Below are 19312 nucleotides of genomic sequence, written 5' to 3'. Positions count from 1 at the left end.
CGGCCATGCAAAAGCTGCGCCGTCTTTTTTTTACGGCAGTCCTCGTTCCTCTTTTTTTTGCGCAGCCCCGAAAAGTATATGCGCTGCAAAATAAAAATGTACAAACAATCGTAAACGACCGGCACATATCGGTTTCAAAGACCGTACAAAGTTCTCCGTCATCCGTACGGAAGAGCATCACGCTGCAAACGGAAAAGCTTCCGCGCATTCCGCGGCTTTCGTCGTACGACGACGTTTTTAAACAATACGGCGCCGACGTCGAAGAAAACTATAAACGTGCAGCTGCGGGAAAAATAAAAAGCGTACAGTTTTATACGTACACGCCGACGGCGGACGATACGCTTTTTACCGTAGCGGCAGCCTGTTCTATCCCCTATGAAACGATAGCGACTGTAAACGGTATCGAAAATATAGGCGGCATGACCGAAGGCAAAACGATAATTCTTCCGACCGACGCAGGCTTATTCGTTCCGGAAACGCCGGAATCGTCCATCGAAATTTTAATAGAAAAAAAATATTTTCCGGTTATGGAAAATTTGACGAAAGAGTGGTATAGTATAAACGGCAGACGTTTTTATTTTCTGCACGGAGAGCGTTTCGGCTCGACCGAGCGCGCATACTTTCTCGACGCGGATTTTAAAATGCCGCTCGACGCTTCGTGGCTTTCCTCCGCATACGGCATGAGGATGAGTCCTCTGTCCGGCGAAATGCGTTTTCACCGCGGTATCGATTTGGCGGCCGCTGAAGGAGCGCTCGTGTATTCGTGCAAAAGCGGAAGCGTCATACGATGTACGAAGGGCGATCCGATATACGGAAATTACGTCGTACTTAAACACGACAAGGGTATGACGAGTATCTACGCGCACCTTTCGGACGTATTCGTACGCGAAGGCGACATCGTTACAGGCAGAGCGCGAATCGGACGAGTGGGAAAAACGGGAGCTGCGACGGGACCGCACCTCCATTTCGAAATACGTATAAACGGCGTTTCGACCGACCCCCGCGGTCTTTTGCCGGATTACGGCGTCAGGCAGGGACGATGAAAACACAGGGTATCTGCAGTAAAATTATTGTCTTTTCACTTTTATGTGCCGCATCTCCGCTTTTTTCAGAAACATTCCGAGTACGAAAACTTTTTCCTCTAAAGCTCACCGGTACGGTACAAAACGAACAGACTTTCGTAACGGGCATCAACGACGGTATCGCAATTTTTTTACCGGACGACAGGAGCTGGCTTGAAGGCATCGAAATAAAAATTGCAATACCCGAAGCGGTCGCCGCATGGCAGGATTCGGTCGCTCTTTCCCTCTACGACAATATAACGCCCCGCCCCTCCTCTTCTCAAATCGATTACGGCGGAACGCGCTCGTTTGTCAAACCGCTTCCGACCAGGCTTTCATGGATCATCCGGATCCCGCTTTCGGCATCGGTATCGTTTAAAGAAAGCGCATACGAAACAAAACTTGCCCTCGTTCCCGACACGAAGCGGGGCTTCGTCTTCGTGCGTCTGCAGCCGGCCATGAAAGGCATTCCGGACGAAACGATCAATGCGGAATTGAAGATTAGCGTAAAACCGATTTTAATAAATAAAGGAAAGCTGTGTATTTCCGTCGCCGCTTTGACGGGAGAAACTTCTCCTTATACGATTTTTATCGACGGAAATAAAACTGCAGCCGATACGAACGGATATACACTTTCGCCGGGTACGCACGACGTAAATATCGTATCCGATTTTTACCGCAGTGAAATGCGTACCGTGCGCATCGATCAGGCGAAAACGACGGAGCTTGCGATTGCGCTCAAAAGCCTCGTTCCGACGCTTACCGTCGCTTCTCCCGACAATGCTTCGGTATACGTCGACGGGCAAAAATGCGGCGGATTCGGTAAAGCGTTCGAGATTTCCGAAGGCGAACATACGGTGCGTTTCGTCATGGGCGATTACGAAATCGTGCGTACGATCAACGCGCAAAAAGGAAAATCCTATACGGCTTCGGTCGCAGTCGATTTGAAGATAAGCGAAGACTAAGCGCGTATCGCCCCTGCGTCAAAAGCAAAAAATGCGGTATTTTTTTAAAATCCGCTGTTCTTTTTCGTCGTTTAAGTCGATATTATATATATCGGGGGCATTTCCCCTCCCACCCATGTCCCCGATTGCCTGATGGGCATTGGAGCCGATATGCGTTTGCGTACCGGCTCCTTTTTTATTCAGATCGATGCATGAATACGGTTCCTTAAAATCGGGTGATTTACAAAATACGCTATTCGGGCTACTATACCCGTATTGACGCGTATGATACGAAATACAATTACCGGTTCGATTAAAAAATCGACAATTATAGAGATTGCACTGCTCGCATTTTTTGCACTCGTGACAGGCGGAACGCTCGGCTGGGCATTGTCCGAAACGATCAACATTAAAAACACCGAATACATCACCGAATTCGAAACGGCGCTGCCGACAAAACTCCTCGACATAAACGGCGAACTCATTACGGAGCTTGCATCCGACGAAAAGCGCGAAATCATCAGTTTCGAGCGCTTGCCGCGCCTCGTAGTAAATACGCTTCTTACGCGCGAAGACCGCGTCTTTTACAAACACCGCGGCTATTCTGCAAAGGCGATCGTGCGCGCCGTAATCGGACAGGCGCTGCATTTGGGTCTCGGCGGCGGTTCGACTTTGACGCAGCAGATTGCGGGAACGCTCTACTGCGACCGCTCCGACAGAAGCATAAAGCGAAAGATCAAAGAGCTGTGGTGGGCGATGCAGATGGAGAGAAGGCTCTCCAAAAACGAAATTCTCGAAACATATCTCAACCGCATCTACTTCGGCGGCGGCACTTACGGCGTCAATGCCGCATCGAAATATTATTTCGGACACGACGCGACCAAAATCACTCCGGCAGAAGCCGCGATTCTCGTCATCCAGCTGTCGAATCCCGCGTACTACAATCCTTTCGATCATCCCAACAGAGCGATGGACCGTCAGCGCGACGTCCTCGCTTCCATGGTAAACGGCGGCTACATCACAAAGGCGGACGCCGACGAATCTTTCGACGAGTACTGGGCGAATTTCGATTATACGAGAACGAGCGCATCGGCATATTTTACAAGGGACGATAAAGCACCGTGGTTCAGCGAATACGTGCGGCGCGAACTCGGCAATATGATCTACGGTTCGGAAGATATCTACACGAGCGGCTTTACCGTCAATACGACCCTCGATCTCTCGCATCAGGCGGCGGCGCAGGCGGTTATGGACAAATACATTTCGCAGGCGAACCGAATGTGGCGGCGGGAACAGGGAAACAGGGCGGTAACGACATTCAGCCCCTACGTCCCCCTTTCCGAACTCATCGCACTCACCTTCGATCTGCCGGGTATAAAGCTTTCGGCCGAACGCGCACAAAAAACGGCGAACGGAGCGTTTGTCGATCAGATCAATCCCGTACTCGACACCTGCTCCCTCATGTTCGGACTTGAAGATTTGAAAATGCAGATCGTCAACAATGCGACGAAAATTTCGCAGGCGGAAAGCGAGCGGACGACGATCGAAGGAACGATGATCGCGATCGAAAACGATACGGGCTATATCACGGCTCTCGTCGGCGGCAGTCAATACGGACAAAGCAATCAATTTATCCGCGCCGTCCAGTCGCGCTTCCAGCCCGGTTCCACATTCAAACCGCTTTACTATTCGGCGGCGATCGATTCGAAAAAATTTACGGCCGCGACAATTATATCCGATACGCCGACCGTTTTTCATAAATCCGACGGAACTCCCTACATTCCGCAGAATTTCAAAGGCGTCTATCGAGGCAATGTCCAACTGTGGTACGCGCTCGCCCATTCGATGAACGTACCTTCCATAAAAATACTCGATGCCGTCGGCTTCGACGCCGCAATCGACAGGGCGGCAAAACTGCTGGGCATTCCGCAAAAAGAATACCGCGAGCGCAGCTTTATCCCCGTCTATCCTTTCGGTCTCGGCGTCTGCGACGTGCGGCCGATCGAAATGGCGCGCGCATTTGCGATATTTGCAAACGGCGGAAAAGAAGTCATACCTATGGCGATCCGTACGGTCGAAGACAGAAACGGAAACGTCATATTGAACCCAGAACGCGATATCCTTTTGGCTCAGCAGCAAAAAGGCAGTGCTGCGCAAATTCTTTCGCCCCAAACCGCATACGTTATGACGCAGCTTTTGACCAATACCGTAAAAAGCGGAACGCTCGCGGGACAGGGAGCGAAGCTTTCATATAAAACGGAAAGCGGGAAATCCTATGCGATACCGCTCGCGGGCAAAACGGGAACGACGCAAAACTGGGCGGACGCGTGGACGATCGCTTTCAGTCCGTATTACACGTCGGCATTTTGGTTTGGCTTCGATAAGCGCGGCAATTCGCTCGGACTCAACATAACCGGAGCCTCACTTGCCGGTCCCGCGATGGGCGACTTTATGGGCGCAATTCACAAAGATCTTCCGTCAAAAGATTTTCCCGTTCCCGCATCGGGCGTTATCCGCGCGACGGTCTGCACCGAAAGCGGACTCTTGCCGACGCCCGAATGCGGCAACCACATAACGACGCAGTGGTTCCTCGAAGGAACCGCACCGACGGAAATCTGTACGATTCATTCGGATAAAAACGCGACCGCCGTATTTATAGACCGGCTGCAAAAGGAAATGTACAAATCGGGATTCGGCTATGATCATGCCTACGACACATCCCCGCTGACGATTCCGTCCGACCTTTTCGACGGCGGAAGCGGAAAACAAACGGAAGACGATGCCGCAGATTCCGGCGCGGATTACAATTACCTTATGGAATGACGGCGTATATCCGACGCTTTGAAAATAAAATCGATTGACCGAAATCTTTTATCGATGCACTCCGCGATGTTTTGCGATCGCAGCTCTCACGGTTCTTGCAACCGAGGATGCAATTGCGATACCGAGCGCAATTGCGATCGCCGCACCGAGCGCGCCGTAACCGTATGAAAGGGACGCGGAAAAATCCCCTTGCACTGCGCTCCTCATCATCAAAAACACGCCGCCTCCGGGTACGAGGGGAATGATCCCCGGTACGAGATAAACGGTCGCAGGCCGCTTTACGATCACCGCAAACGCTTCCGCACCGGAGGCAACCGCACACGAAGCGCAAAAGCATCCGAACGATTCGTGTGCGCCGTTTATCTTAAACACGCAAAACAAAAACCAACCGACACCCGCAAGCGCAGAAGCGATAAGCGCGTCTTTTTTTTCCGCATTAAAGTAAAAGGCACAGCAAGCGGACGCTCCGAATGCCCAGAAAATTTCAAGCGTGATTTTTGCAGTCATTGCATCCCTCCTTGTATCGCATGTGTCACAAATAAGCCGGCGGTACCCCCTACCGAAAGTGCGAGAGCCGTCAAAAGCGCATCGACCAGACGCGAAGTTCCTGCGACGAAATCGCCTGCAATGCTGTCGCGTATCGCATTGACGAGGGCAAGACCGGGGACGACTTGCATGAGCACGCCGATGATGACGACGGACGAATGAAGGGGGATCGGCGTAATGCCGAGAATATCCGTCATAATCGAAGCGGCAGAACCCGCACACAGCGAAACAAAAAAATTATTGACCGTGCTTTTTCCGAGAAGACGGATCGCAGCACGGAGGATACCGCCGATAACGAGCGCGCACAGCGCATCGAGTACGGTTCCGCCGAAAAGCAGCGTAAAGAAAAAAGAGCTGAACGCGGCGGAAGCGATGATAAAGGCTGCCGAATACTCTTTCGCATCGCCGATATGTGCGATGCGCCGCTCGATAAACGCAGCGTCCAAAACGCGTTTTCTCCGCTCGAGAGCGCGCGACAGACTGTTGATCATCGTCAATTTATTGAGATTGATATTGCGCTTGTATATGCGTTTGAAATACGAATAATGCTTTCGCTTTTCGTCGAGAAACGAAACCATAACGACCGTCGTTGTTATAAACGAAGAAGGCTCGATCGCGCCGAGAGCCGCAGCCGTCCGCACAACCGTTTTTTCCGCACGATAAGTTTCCCCGCCGTTTTCAAGTACGACCGCTCCTGCGGCGGAAGCGATCTGCTGTATGTCGTCCACATCGATGCGATTCATATCGCCGATTATAACAGGGTGCCGGCCGTTTGTATATGAAAAAACGGAGAGCGTTTATACGGTATTACGCTCGACACCGTTTCGAATTTCGCCCGTTTTTTTTCACGATACTTGACATAAAAAATAAAATTATGCTATAGTGTTCAAATCACGGGGGCGTAGCGAAGCTGGTTATCGCGCTGGCCTGTCACGCCGGAGATCGCGGGTTCGAGCCCCGTCGCTCCCGTAACGACCCATTCCAAGGAATGGGTATTTTTTTCACGCCGGAAAAAACGACGAACGGGCAATAGCGCAGGTGGTAGCGCGCTTGGTTCGGGACCAAGAGGTCGGCGGTTCAAATCCGCCTTGCCCGACTGCTGATTCTTTACCGCATTTTCTTCAATACTCCGTCTTGTACGGATTTTAAACAAAACAAATAAATTCATTTTAAAGATTGACAGACTCTCCTTTAGTCGGTACTATTATTGATATTTATACATCTGCATAATTAATACAAAAAACATTGCGCAGCTTAGGAGTGTTTATGAACAAAGGGCGATGGGGACTTTTGCTGAAGCACAGTGCGATCATCGTGTGCGTATCGCTTTTAGCGGGTTGTATGAATCGAAAAACCGATTCCGTCGCGGCGGACATCGACTTTTGGTCATTCCCCAACTTCACTTCGGAAACGGGTATTCAGGGCGATTTCGAAAAAGAACTTATCGCCGCTTTCCAAAAAGAAAATCCGTCGATCAACGTGCGTTTTACGCCGCTCAGTTATATCGACGGAGCCGATAAAATCAAACAGGCGATCGCCTCCGGCAATGTTCCCGATATCGTATACGACGCTCCCGGCCGCATCATCACATGGGCTGACGAAGGTTTGCTTGAGCCTCTCGACGACGTGCTCGCAACGGAAAAGCCCTATATCATGACGGGTATGCTTGCGGTTTCCGCAGGCAAAGATTTGCGCACATATATGTATCCGATGCACGAAAGTCCCTTTTCAATGGCGTTCAATAAAGAGATGCTCGAAGACTTGGGCATTCTCCCGCTTTTGCCCTACACTCGGCGGGACCGTCAGTGGACAGTCGCGGAATATGAAAACCTTTTGCGCGCGCTCAAAGCGAAATTGCCGAAAGGCAAAACACCCGGCGTATTCTACTATAAAACTCAAGGCGGCGATCAGGGTACGCGGGCTTTTTTGGTCAATCTTTTCGGCGACGTGTCGCTTTTAAATAACGATTATTCCCGCTATACGTTCAATACTCCCCAAGCCGTAAAAAATTTGGAGTGGACGGCACGGGCGATGCAGGAAGGTTTGCTGCTCGACGGAGCGGGACTTACGTCGAACGACGCCATCGCCATGTTCGTCGCATCCGATGCCGCACACACGATTCTCTATTCGCCGCAGCTGAATAAAATGAATGACGGAAACCGCAAATACCGCGGCAAAGATTTTACGCCGATTTATATGCCGTTTCCGAATAATTCCGGCGCTCCGTCGCTCGAATTCATCGTCGGCGGCGCATGCATTTTTAAAAATAAAAATCAAAATAAAATCGAAGCGGCCAAAAGATTTTTACATTTTATGGCGACCGATGAAGTATGGGCGCCGAAACTTGTCGAGGCGACCGGAGGTTTTCCCGTCACTTCAAAAATCGAAATCCGAACCGACGATCCCGAAATTCTGTACAATTCGGTGCTGCAAAAATTTTTCGGGCAGTACTACAACAATATCACGGGATTTGCGGAAATGCGCGGCTATTGGAATGCGGCTCTGAAAAGCGCATCGACGGGAAAAAACATACAGAGCGTACTGAATATGTTTGTCAAAAACGCCGATGAAACTCTAAAAAAATAGGATCAACAGAACCGCTTAAATTGCGCGGCTCTGTTAACTTCGAGTTTTCTTTAGAAAACTCGCTCATATACAGGTGCGCGAATGCGCACGGTTGCGGCATTAAGGAAGGGATATGAAGCACATTTCTTCAGACGAAAAAGGAAATAAAATATTTTCAATCAAAAATAAAATGATAGCGGCGTTTGCGTTTTTTTCTCTTTCAATCGCCGTTATTTCATGTATCGCCTCTATAGCGCTCGCCTCTTTTTCACTCATGAGCAATACACGCTACTTTCTCAAAGAATTGGTATTCAGCTCTTCCAAAGTGCTTGACGAACGCTCGAAAGCGATGTTCGAAAAATTGGAAGCCTTTTCGAATATTCCCGACATTCAGGAAGACTCTCTTTCGTATCGGGCAAAAATCGAATTATTAAAAAATGAAATTCAAATGCAGCGCCAGCGCGGTTGGATCAATTTCGGCATCGGAGGAAAAAACGGCATCCTCTACCGTACCGACAATAAAACCGAAAATATTTCGGCCGAAGCGTGGTTCCGCGATGCGCTGACCGGCAAGTACGTTATCACCGAGCCCGTTTTTTCCGCAACGGAACGCATGTACGTGTCGACGATCGCGATTCCTCTGCGCGACCTTCAGGGAAAAATTACCGGAGTCATGAGCGCAAAGCTTTTGGGCGGTTCGCTTTCAAATCTCGTAAGCGATATGACCGTCGGAAAAACCGGATCGGCATATTTAATCAGTCCCGAAGGCATCGTACTCGGAAACAGACAGCCGGAAATATTATATAAAGATATTTTTACCGAAGTATTCGAACACGAAAGCAAAGAATTTCAGGGATTTTTGCGAAACGCATTGAGTTCCGGAAAATCGCGCGTAAGCATCTCCGAAATAAACCATACGCGCTATATTTCGGCGGTATCGTCCATGCGCTATTCCGGCTGGACGCTGCTTATCATGGCGCCGGTTTCCGAATTCATCGCCGAAGACATAACGATGCTTATCCGAACCTTTATCCTCATTTCGGTTATCCTGCTCCTTATCGCATCCGTCATCGGATTTTTTATAGCGCGCAATATCGTAAAACCGCTCAATTTGATGATCGACGCTCTGCGCAATATTTCTCAGGGAGAAGGAGACCTCACTATAAATCTGCCGGTTATCGGAAGAGACGAAACCGGAATGCTTTCGACATACTTTAACGAAACCATATTCAAAGTCAGAAACGCGATAAAAACCGTAAGCGTCGGTTCATCGGAAATGAAAACCGTCGGATCCGATCTTGAAAGCAATATGGTGTCCGTAAGCGAATTCGTAAAGGCGATTACCGACAGCATTGAAGAGCTTCGCGGACATTTTACCGAACAGGAAAAAAGCGTTTCCGAAACCGCGTCGGCGATCGAAGAAGTCATCAAATCCATCAGAGCCTTGCACGAAAGCATCGACCGACAGCTGTCCGTCGTTGAAAGATCGACTTCCTCGCTTGACGGCATGACGAAGTTCGTAAGCTCGGTTGAAGAAAATATAAAGGGCGCACAAAACACGATGCAAAACCTCGCATCCGCAACGGACTCCGGACGCGAAACGCTTACGCAGGCGAACAACATATCGCAGCGGATTTCCGAAGCGTCGGGCAGTCTGATCGAAGCGAGCGCCGTTATCCAAAATATCGCAAACCAGACAAACCTTTTGGCTATGAATGCCGCAATCGAAGCCGCGCATGCGGGAAAATCGGGAAAAGGATTTGCCGTCGTCGCGGCGGAAATCCGAAAACTCGCCGAAAACTCGAGCGCACAGGGTAAAAAAATCTCGACGACGCTCAGAAACATCATCGATGAAATCGAACTGCTTGCATCTTCGGCATCGGGTGCGGTTGAAAAATTCAACTATATTTCCGACTATTCAAATGAAATTCATTACGCCATCGAAAGCGTCGTCAAAGTGATGGATAAGCAGGAAGAAAACAGTTCGAGCGTCCGCGACATGATAAAAAATGTCGGTTCCATAACGAACGGCGTAAAATACAATTCTGCGGAAATGCTCGCGAGCAGCGAAAATATTCTAACACAAGCGACGCAGCTCGACGAGCTCACGCGCGTTTTGCGCAAAACGATGGATTCCATCGAATCGCAAGTCGATCTTATCAACTCGGCGACACAGGAATCTCTTGAAATCGCGGCAAAAAATAAAGATTCGATCGACAGTCTCGTCACCGAAGTCGGCAAGTTTAAAACGCAGACGTCGGAAGACTATTGAAACCGTTTTTTAAAACGGACCTGAACTACATGGCATGCGCTCCGATTTTGCGGTCTTTTACCGCGGATTCGAAGCGCACAATTACGTTTCGAGCCAATTTTTTATTATTTTCGCAACCGCATCGGGATCCGTTTTCGCTATATGCGCGATGTCGCCGGAACTCCGCGCGGTGCCCGTCTTCCCTGCTCCTTTCCGCGGTGCAATAAAAATTCCCTTTGCCGCTCCGTAGTCGAGCGCTTCCTGCAAAACCGCATTTTCACGCAAAACCTGCCGCTCGTCGTGGGGATTGTACCGTCCGAGCCGCTTGAACGCGGAAACGAGCATTCTCCGTTCGTTATCGGAAAGATTCAGACACGCGAAAACGGCGCTGCTCGCATCATTGTCCAGTTCGCCGAGCAAAATCGCCGCTTTTTGCAGTCCCGATATATGCGGTATGGCCGTTTTTATAAAATCCTTCATGAAGACCTCAAAAAATCGCACGGCATCGCTTGCCGTTTTCTTTAATATACTGTAGCGAAATTTGTTCAAAAAAGATAGTACTTTTTTTTATTTTATAGTACAATCACAAAAATTTTACCATAAAAAAAAATTTTACCGTTCGATGGAGTACACGAGAGGGAGGGTTTTGTGTTATTCACGTATGTCGTTTCATATTTTTGCGTAGTCGTAATATGCCTTGCCATAGCTTCCGTCATCGCAACGAAACTTACAAGCGATGTCGGAAGCGAATCGGAAATGCGCGCATTCAGAGGCGTCATTTCGGGTTATGCAGTTTTTTTAATAACGAACGGCGTATGGATATGGTGCAATCACGGCTATCTTCCCGCTTCGTGGGGCAAAGCGCTCAGCATCATGAATATAATTTCGATCAGCGTGTGCGCGTTTTTTTGGTTTCAATATACCGAATTGAAACTGCAGTCGCCGTTATGGCAATCGAAATATTTTCATTACCTGTATCCTTTACCGATGTGCATCATCATTCTCCTTGCCTTTGCATCTTCTTTTACCGGATGGCTTTTTTACTATGACGCAGACGGCAAATACGTTCGCGGTCCGCTCTACGCTCTTCAACTCGTTTTCGACATTTCCTATCTTCTGTTCGCCTCCGTTCATGCCCTTATCGCATGGCGGCAAACAAAAATTGCAACGAAGAAAAAAGAATATTTTACACTCATCGCTTTTTTATTTTGTCCGCTCGCCGCAGGCATTGTCGATAAAATAATTCCCGATTTGCCGGTTTTGGAAATGGCGATGCTTTTTGCAGTTTTTATCGTTTTTTCAAATCTTCAGGAATCGCAGATTTACAGAGATGCGCTCACCGGATTGAACAATAGACGGCTCGCCGACGAAAGGCTTTTAAATAAACTTGCATCGGTTTCCGAAAGCCGCCCGCTTTATTTTTTTATCGCGGATATAAACAGCTTTAAACACATCAACGATACCTACGGACACTTGGAAGGCGACAGGGCGCTTAAAATCATTGCCGAAACGTTTCAGGAAATCGGACGTACGTATCACAGCTTTATCGCCCGGTGGGGCGGCGACGAATTTATTATAATAGCCGAAGCTCAGCACATACCCGAACCCGAGCAATTCATCGCTGCAATCAGAAATACCCTTGCCGAAAAATCTGAAAAGCTCAATCTGCCGTACGAACTGAAGATCAGTATAGGATATTCGAAATGTACAACACCCGACGACTGCGCTTCCTCTCTTATCGGTAAAGCAGACGATATGCTCTATGCTGACAAAAAGACGTATTACCGCACGCGAAAGCAGTTCCGTCGGTAAAGGTGCGCAGAAGCGTTTCGAAACGGCGGATGAGGACTATCGATCCGTAAATTGACACTCCGTCCTTATCGTGATAAAATTATATAATTTTCTATTTTACACGAATTAGTATAAGGATTTTATCATGAAAAAGGGATTTTACACCGCCGGTCTTATCGTCGTTTTGGCGGTATCGGCTTTTGCTTTCATCCTCGCTCCCGCTTTGGTCGGACGGGGCAATCGGGACACGCTTCCGCCGTTCGGATCGTATAACGGCAAAAAAATAAAATTCGAAGAAGGTTCCGATTTCAGAAAGTACGTTTCAAGATACGCGGAGTTTTTCCAAAATCAGGGCAGACAACTCGACCCGCAGTCCAATTATTATATTTTCAATTATGCTTTCAATGCCGTCGTGCAAAAAATGGCATATATGCAGGCGGTAGCCGAAAGCGGTTATACCGTACCGCAGAGCGCGGTAAACCGCGAAATGCTTCCGGACTTTTTCGAAAACGGCAAATACTCGCAGCGCAAATACAGAGAAACCCCCGCATCGGAAATCGAACAGAGGCAAAAGGAAATCCGCGAAGAACTCACGATGAGCCGCTATACCGGCGATATGTTCGGTTCTTCCGAACAGTTTGCGGGAAACGCGCTCTACGGATTGAAATCGTCCGAAAACGAAATCGCTTTTTTTAAAAATTTCGGTACCGAAAAACGGGGATTCGATATGGCGTCTTTCAGCACCGACGATTATCCGGACAGCGAAAAGGAAGCCTACGGCCGCGCAAACGCACAGAAATTTATCAAATACGATATGTCGATCATCACGTGCGGCGAAAAATCGAAAGCGGAAACCGTCGCAAAGCGCCTCAAAAATAACGAAATCACGTTTGCCGACGCGGTAAACGAATATTCTTCAAAAAACTACAGCGATGCGAACGGAAAATTGACAAACTCGTATCGCTATGAAATCGAACGTATCATAAAAAATTCCGACGATATCGAAAAAGCGCTCTCCCTTGCAAAAGACGAGACGAGCGTCGTCATCGAAACGAATATCGGTTTTTCCGTGTTTCATGCGGACGGCAACGCTTCCGATCCCGATTTTTCAGACGAACAGACGGTAAAAGACGTGTGGAGCTATCTGCGCTCGAATGAAGCCGGGCGTATCGAAGATTATTATACGGATATCGCAAAGAATTTTGCAGCGGAAGCCGCAATAAACGGCTTTGAAAAAACGGCAAAAAAATTCAATACGGTGAACGCGGACATCGCGCCCTTCCCTCTCAACTACGGAAACGTCGCCTTTGCAAATCCCGTTGATACGAGCATACAAGGACTTTCGGGTGCCGATACGAACAAAAACTTTTTGCAGACGGCATTTTCATTAAAGTCGAATGAAATCTCGTCGCCCGTCGTCAACGGAAAAAATGTGCTCGTATTGCAGTATACGAACGAAGTAAAAGACGAGCCGTCGGAAAACACTTCATCGATTGAAAGACAGATCGTAAGCAGCGACGAAGAGTCGGCATCTGCGGCGCTTATGGCAAGCCCGAAATTGAAAAACGATCTCTTTACTGTATACTTCAATTATTTTATGAATGCGGGAAATACTAACTGAAAACGATGACGGAAATCCCCGTCCGCTGGAAACGGAAGGGGGTATTTCCGTTTTGTATAAGGGCAGATACCTCTATTCAAAATACGCGCCTGAAAAATCGGTCAAGCGCACGGTTTTGTCGAAATCGGTCGCACCGAGCACTCTCGTGCTTGCCTGCTCCCCCGTCCTGTGCTTATGCCTTGCCGAATTGTGCGCCTCGCTTCCTGAAAATTGTTTCGTACTGGGATGCGAATTCGATGCGGCGCTGTACGATTTTTCGCTGAAATATATTCCTCCATCCATTCCGAATTTCGCGATGCTTTCGCCGGAGGAATTGCCGAATCTCCCGTTTATGCTCACAAGCCGCCGCGCCGAAACAAAAAGCGGTGCTCCCCTTCCCCCTGCCGGAACCTTTCGCCGCGTTTTGCGAGCGGACTTTTCGGCAGGTACGCAGTTTTTTCCGCAGTACTATGCGGCGCTTACCGAAGCTGCGGAAAACGCCGTGATGCGTTTTTGGAAAAATCGCGTTACGCTCATCAAATTCGGACGCCGTTTTTCGAGAAATCTTTTCCGTAACATAGCGCGCATAAGGCGCTCCGTCCCGATCGAAAGCCTTGCACAGTCGGTCGAAAAACCAATCATCGTTTTCGGTGCGGGCGAAAGCATGGAAAAAACAGGGCGAAGCATTCGAAACGTGCAAAGCGCGTTTTACATCGTTGCAGCCGATGCCGCCCTTGCCCCGCTACTTCGCCTGGGCATCGAGCCTGACGCCGTCGTGTGCGAAGAAGCGCAGTCGGTCATCGCTCCGTTTTTTTTAGGCGCAAACGGAAAGCGATTTCGTGTATTCGCGGGCATTACGTCGTGGCCGAAACTTTTCGACCTGTGCGGCGCCGATATCTGCTATTTTTCGCCGCACTACGACGACACGGTCTTTTTCGATTCTCTTGTAGCAAGGCGCATCCTGCCTCAAGTTATGCCGCCCCTCGGTTCGGTGGGGCTCACCGCGACGAAGATAGCTCTCATGCTTCGGAAAACCGAAGATGTCCCCGTCTTCGTTACGGGACTCGATTTTTCATACCGCGCAGGTACGACGCATGCGCGCGGAGCCGAAGCACATACGGCGCGCCTTGCATCGAGTTTCAAAACCGCACCTGCGGCAAATTACGATGCGGCATTCTCTCCCTTCATGCAAAAAATTATCGGAAAAGACGATATACCTTTTTTCACTTCCCCCGCCCTCTTCTCTTATGCCCAAACCTTCCGCGCTTATTTTTCCGAATCGCCGAATCTTTTCGATGCGGGAACGACGGGCATCGACTTGGGGATCCCGCAAAAGGGTGCGGACGAATTGATTCGGGAAAGCGGTAATACGGTCGGAGCGGAAACGACCGCCGCAGGGAAAGATTCGAACGAATCGAATACAGGGAACCGAAAACAAAAGCATACGGCAAAAACGGAAACGGATATCGCTCGAAAGGATTCGGACGAAAAAGCGGTATATGCGGAAAAAACCTTTGCCGAAGGGACGGCGTTCTCGAAGCGAAAAGCGCTCTCCGTCCGAAATTTTTACGAAGAAGAAGAGTGCGCTCTCAAACGCTTAAAAAATATTTTATCGTCGGGGCAAAACATGAGTGAAAAAGAGCGCAGCGCCGAAATCGAAAAGCTGCTTCTCTCCCGCGAATACCTGTATCTGCATTTTCCCGACGGCTTGAAAACTTCTCTCGAGCTGTCGTTTTTAAAGCGCGTCAGAGCGGAAATCGATTTTTTTATTAAAGACATTGCAGTCGGAAAATCGATTTTGGAAAACGAGTAAAAGAACCCTCAAAAGGCTGAAGACTGCCCTAAAAAATCGACCGCACAGTTATACGATGAATTTGTAGAGCAAGCTCGGTAGTGAGACGAAGCTGAAAACGCGTACAGACGAACAAAGTTCTCGATTGCGGGTGCCTCAATACCGATTCGAAAGTCGACGGGCTAACAAAAAACAACCCGTCTTCTAAAACAATCTCGATGTTTGAATGAAGTATTTTATTAACGTGCAGATCTGTGACTGATTTCTTTTAGATGTCTGTCACGGGTATAGACGTAATTATTCTTAATGAAGTTTATAGTATCTCCCGCGACGCTCTTAAAATCTCCAAGACTGGATACAGATGCATGTGAAATCTCTTTTAAATCCTCATCTCTAACATAATAGTAATTGTTTTTTTTGAATATTATAAGTGAACCAGAGAAATCATGTAATTCTCCCAAGCTTGAAACTGAAGCATGAACAATTTCTTTTCCTCTTTCATCTCTCACATAGTAATAATTATTTTTTTCCTGTACGTCACTAATTGCCATATACTATTCCTCCTATACAGCTAGTTTTATTAAATCCTAACATAATTATCCTATCAAATATAGATAGTACTTCATAGATTATTATACATCCAAAATTCATTTTATTGCAAAGATACTATCATTTTTTGATAGAAAGGACTTAAAAACATTAGAAAAATTTTAATCATAAACTAATGTAGAACAACCTATCAGTTCGGCTGGGTGTCAAAACAACACGAAATATATTTTCTTGAAGAGTTTGCTGTTATCAAAACTACAAGTCCTTTTCGTGCCCATCTTGTGAAAAATATTTTTTTTAGAGACAATACCAGAATTTTAACTCTATTCTTTTTCGAGAAAAACTTTTAATTTATCACAAGATTCCAGAAATTCTTTTACTATTTGAACTCGCCCCGCCTTTTCCGCATCTTTAAATTGTTTATAGGCTATGTCTTCAGTTACAAAATTAATCTTCTTCAATGCGGCATCATTGAATTTCGACTTCCATGAATAAACAGTACGGATACCGCCCTGAATTTGCGTATGAGGATATTTCAGATCGTTTACAAGTTCAATTGCCAAAAATTCTTTTCCTTTTAGAGGACAACAAATTTGAATATATTTTGTATTTTGTTTTGTAGAATCGAGAAATCGTTTAGCAGCAACAAGCGAAGTTGTATTATCAAGAGTATCTTTGCCACCTATGAATCTGATATATGTGGAATCCGTATTCGGATATGAAGATTTCAATTCAGCTACTATTAAATCAACATAATCACTTAAGACATTTTCTTTTTCATTAACATTTTGAGAGCTATCAGCCACCCCAGCATTTCTGATTGTTTCAATAATCGTATCTTTTGAAACCGGCGTAAATTCTTTTTCAGATTTTACAGAAGATGCTGATGCATATAAATCACGTCTTAAATCAGCTACAATTCCAAAAAGATTTTCGGCAAAACTAGAATAAACTTCCGATTTGTCGGTTCCTTTACCTAAACCGATCGATAAAAGCTTGCCGACTTTTGCTGTAACCGCATCAGAAGTTTCTTTACTGGCTGTCATTTGAACTTTACCAAGTTGATAAAGTAAATGTTGTAATTCATCATTGATTTCAGCAGAAGATTTCGGTTCCTTATAATCTACCGTTCCCGGGACATTTATTTTTCCATCTTGAGTGATATTTTCCAAAGTTTCAATAAAGTCAAAATATGTCTTCTGCTTTTGTTCAAATAAATGGATTCCGATATCTTTATTTTCTTCAATTTCTGATTGTCCTCGCAAAAGGAGAACCGTAACAATTCCTGAAATAATAGTTCCCAAAAGTGCACTGATTAACTGAAAATTCAAATCCTGAATAGAAAAGATTTTTGAAATAATTGTAATTCCTAAAAAAATAAATGTACAAATAACAATAGCCAATGTTATGGTATAAAATGTCTTATCGTTTTTAGAGTTCATAAAAAAAATTATACCATATAATCAATCTTTTTACTATATCTTCAGTTTATGTCTACATATTATTTACGGAAAAACTGACGATTATAAAAGAGCGCACACAATATGGCAGTCGGAAAATCGATTTTGGAAAACGGCTGACCCTTATTTTTCTTCGCTCTCTCTGAGAACGGCGAGGAAAGCCGCCTGCGGGATCGCGACGTTTCCGACCATCTTCATGCGCTTTTTTCCTTCTTTTTGTTTTTCGAGGAGTTTACGCTTTCGCGTGATGTCGCCGCCGTAACACTTTGCGAGTACGTCTTTACGGACGGGGCTCACCGTTTCCCGCGCGATGATCTGTCCGCCTATGGCGCCTTGTATCGCGATCTTAAACTGTTCGCGGCTTATCTCGCCTTTGAGCCGTTCGCATACGCTCCGCGCGCGCTCGGTCGCATTTCCTTCAAAGGTCAACTGGGAAAGCGCATCGACGGGTTTGCCGTTTACCAAAAAATCGACTTTGGCGAGCTTTGTCGGTCGGTAGCCGATGAGTTCATAATCGAAAGAAGCGTAGCCGCGGCTGTAGCTTTTGAGTTTGTCGTAAAAATCGAAGAGCACTTCGGCAAGCGGCATTTCGTAAACGAGCTCGACACGTTTTTCATCGAGGTACATCATATTCGTCTGTTCGCCCCGTTTTTGTTTGCACAGCTCCATGAGCGAGCCGAGGTACTGAGACGGAGTTATGATTGACGCTTTGATGTACGGCTCTTCGGCTTCTCTGATGCGGCCTGAAGGATACTCCGACGGATTATCGATGTACGTCTCTTTGCCGTCGGTCAAAACGAGTTTGTAGCGCACCGAAGGGGCGGTAAATATAACCGACTGATCGTAATCGCGCTCGAGCCGTTCCTGTACGACTTCAAGATGCAGCAGCCCCAAAAAACCGCAGCGGAAGCCGTTTCCGAGGGCAAGCGAATTATCCTTTTCGTAAATCAAACTCGCATCGTTGAGCTTTAATTTTTCGAGCGCGTTTTTCAACTCTTCGTATTCGTTCGAATCCATCGGATAGATGGAAGAGTAGACGACGGGCTTTACGTCTTTAAAACCGGGCATCGCTTTTTCGACGGGGTCGGCCGCATTCGTGATCGTGTCTCCGACGCGCACGTCGCTTACGGTCTTTATCCCCGCGATGATATAGCCGACGTCGCCCGCTTCGAGGCAATCGGTTTCTTCAAAATCGATTTTAAAGATACCGACCTGTTCGACTTTGTAATCGGCGGAACCCGCCATCATGCGGATCACGTCGTCCTTTTTTACCCTTCCGTCGATGATGCGCACGTGGACGACGACGCCGCGGTATTCGTTGTAATTGCAGTCGAAAATAAGCGCGCAGAGTTTTCCGTCGGGCGATCCCTTGGGCGGCGGAAGGCGGGCGACAATCGCTTCCATAAGTTCGTCGACTCCGACGCCGGTTTTCGCCGACACGAGGACGGCTTCATCTCCGTCAAGACCGAGCTCTTTGGTGATCTGCGCTTTCGTTCCTTCGACGTCGGCCGACGCCAAATCGATTTTATTGATGACCGGAATGATCACGAGATCGTGTTCGACCGCCATATACATATTGCTCACCGTCTGCGATTCGACACCCTGCGTCGCATCGATCAACAGCAGCGCTCCTTCGCACGAAGCGATGGCGCGGGACACTTCATAGGAAAAATCGACGTGACCGGGCGTATCGACGAAATTGAGTTCGTAATTGACTCCGTCTTTTGCCGTATACGGAATCGTCACCGCCTGGCTTTTTATCGTAATGCCCCGTTCGCGTTCGATATCCATCGTATCGAGGAGCTGGTCTTTCATCTTCCGCTCGTCGATGATTTTTCCTTTTTGAATGAGGCGGTCGGAAAGCGTCGACTTTCCGTGGTCGATATGAGCCGTAATGCAAAAATTGCGTTTGTACTTTAAATCCATAGCA

14 protein-coding genes and 2 tRNA genes are annotated in these 19312 nt (G+C 47.5%); 10 read left to right on the top strand and 6 right to left on the bottom strand.

Going from position 1 to position 19312, the window contains the following annotated elements; genetic code table 11:
• Positions 1–5 precede the first annotated feature (5 nt).
• From H9I35_RS00590 to H9I35_RS00580, 3 genes are all read left to right on the top strand, one after another.
• A complete protein-coding gene (locus tag H9I35_RS00590) occupies positions 6–1043 on the top strand; it encodes a M23 family metallopeptidase (RefSeq protein WP_187419744.1) in 1038 nt (345 codons plus the stop codon).
• A complete protein-coding gene (locus H9I35_RS00585) occupies positions 1040–2026 on the top strand; it encodes a PEGA domain-containing protein (protein ID WP_187419743.1) in 987 nt (328 codons plus the stop codon). The genes H9I35_RS00590 and H9I35_RS00585 overlap by 4 nt, the downstream gene beginning before the upstream one ends.
• Before the next feature lie 264 nt (positions 2027–2290).
• Positions 2291–4828: a penicillin-binding protein 1A gene (locus tag H9I35_RS00580; protein ID WP_187419742.1), complete on the top strand. Its 2538-nt coding sequence runs from the start codon at positions 2291–2293 to the stop codon at positions 4826–4828.
• A 48-nt stretch (positions 4829–4876) separates the two neighbouring features.
• Here H9I35_RS00580 and H9I35_RS00575 read toward each other — a convergent pair whose 3' ends face one another.
• Both H9I35_RS00575 and H9I35_RS00570 read right to left on the bottom strand, forming a co-directional pair.
• Entirely contained in the window at positions 4877–5335 is a 459-nt protein-coding gene (locus H9I35_RS00575; protein ID WP_187419741.1) for a threonine/serine exporter family protein, read from the bottom strand.
• Positions 5332–6117 (bottom strand): threonine/serine exporter family protein, encoded by a 786-nt coding sequence (locus tag H9I35_RS00570; RefSeq protein WP_187419740.1) that lies wholly within the window; start codon positions 6115–6117, stop codon positions 5332–5334. Before H9I35_RS00570 ends, H9I35_RS00575 begins: the two co-directional genes overlap by 4 nt.
• 152 nt (positions 6118–6269) lie before the next feature.
• Between H9I35_RS00570 and H9I35_RS00565 the strand changes: the two genes are divergently transcribed.
• From H9I35_RS00565 to H9I35_RS00550, 4 genes are all read left to right on the top strand, one after another.
• A tRNA-Asp gene (locus H9I35_RS00565) sits at positions 6270–6343 on the top strand.
• A 54-nt stretch (positions 6344–6397) separates the two neighbouring features.
• Positions 6398–6470: transfer RNA gene (locus H9I35_RS00560), tRNA-Pro, on the top strand.
• Between the two features lie 170 nt (positions 6471–6640).
• Positions 6641–7960, top strand: coding sequence for an ABC transporter substrate-binding protein (locus tag H9I35_RS00555; RefSeq protein WP_187419739.1), 1320 nt, complete (start codon positions 6641–6643; stop codon positions 7958–7960).
• Positions 7961–8072: 112 nt separating this feature from the next.
• Positions 8073–10211, top strand: coding sequence for a methyl-accepting chemotaxis protein (locus H9I35_RS00550; protein ID WP_187419738.1), 2139 nt, complete (start codon positions 8073–8075; stop codon positions 10209–10211).
• An 81-nt stretch (positions 10212–10292) separates the two neighbouring features.
• On the opposite strand, the gene H9I35_RS00545 is transcribed toward H9I35_RS00550, so the two are convergent.
• Positions 10293–10670 (bottom strand): hypothetical protein, encoded by a 378-nt coding sequence (locus H9I35_RS00545; RefSeq protein ID WP_187419737.1) that lies wholly within the window; start codon positions 10668–10670, stop codon positions 10293–10295.
• A gap of 168 nt (positions 10671–10838) precedes the next feature.
• Here H9I35_RS00545 and H9I35_RS00540 point away from each other — a divergent pair, with 168 nt between their 5' ends.
• From H9I35_RS00540 to H9I35_RS00530, 3 genes are all read left to right on the top strand, one after another.
• Positions 10839–12002, top strand: a complete 1164-nt coding sequence (locus H9I35_RS00540) for a GGDEF domain-containing protein (protein ID WP_187419736.1) — start codon at positions 10839–10841, stop codon at positions 12000–12002.
• Positions 12003–12126: 124 nt separating this feature from the next.
• On the top strand, positions 12127–13602 hold the full coding sequence (locus H9I35_RS00535) for a SurA N-terminal domain-containing protein (protein WP_187419735.1): 1476 nt from the start codon (positions 12127–12129) through the stop codon (positions 13600–13602).
• Positions 13583–15394 carry a 6-hydroxymethylpterin diphosphokinase MptE-like protein gene (locus H9I35_RS00530; protein WP_187419734.1) on the top strand — a complete coding sequence of 604 codons (1812 nt, stop codon included), beginning with the start codon at positions 13583–13585 and terminating at the stop codon, positions 15392–15394. The genes H9I35_RS00535 and H9I35_RS00530 overlap by 20 nt, the downstream gene beginning before the upstream one ends.
• Before the next feature lie 218 nt (positions 15395–15612).
• Here H9I35_RS00530 and H9I35_RS00525 read toward each other — a convergent pair whose 3' ends face one another.
• From H9I35_RS00525 to lepA, 3 genes are all read right to left on the bottom strand, one after another.
• Positions 15613–15924, bottom strand: coding sequence for a hypothetical protein (locus H9I35_RS00525; RefSeq protein ID WP_187419733.1), 312 nt, complete (start codon positions 15922–15924; stop codon positions 15613–15615).
• Between the two features lie 321 nt (positions 15925–16245).
• The gene (locus H9I35_RS00520) at positions 16246–17364 is read right to left on the bottom strand and encodes a hypothetical protein (protein ID WP_187419732.1); all 1119 of its coding nucleotides are present in this window, start codon (positions 17362–17364) and stop codon (positions 16246–16248) included.
• Positions 17365–17505: 141 nt separating this feature from the next.
• Positions 17506–19308: a translation elongation factor 4 gene (gene lepA, locus H9I35_RS00515; RefSeq protein ID WP_187419731.1), complete on the bottom strand. Its 1803-nt coding sequence runs from the start codon at positions 19306–19308 to the stop codon at positions 17506–17508.
• Between the last annotated feature and the right edge of the window lie 4 nt (positions 19309–19312).

It is taken from the genome of Treponema sp. Marseille-Q4132 (genome assembly GCF_014334835.1).
Taxonomy (GTDB): domain Bacteria; phylum Spirochaetota; class Spirochaetia; order Treponematales; family Treponemataceae; genus Treponema_D; species Treponema_D paredis.
The sequence above is the reverse complement of the archived record's forward strand: the minus strand, read 5'-3'. Positions and strand labels throughout refer to the sequence as shown.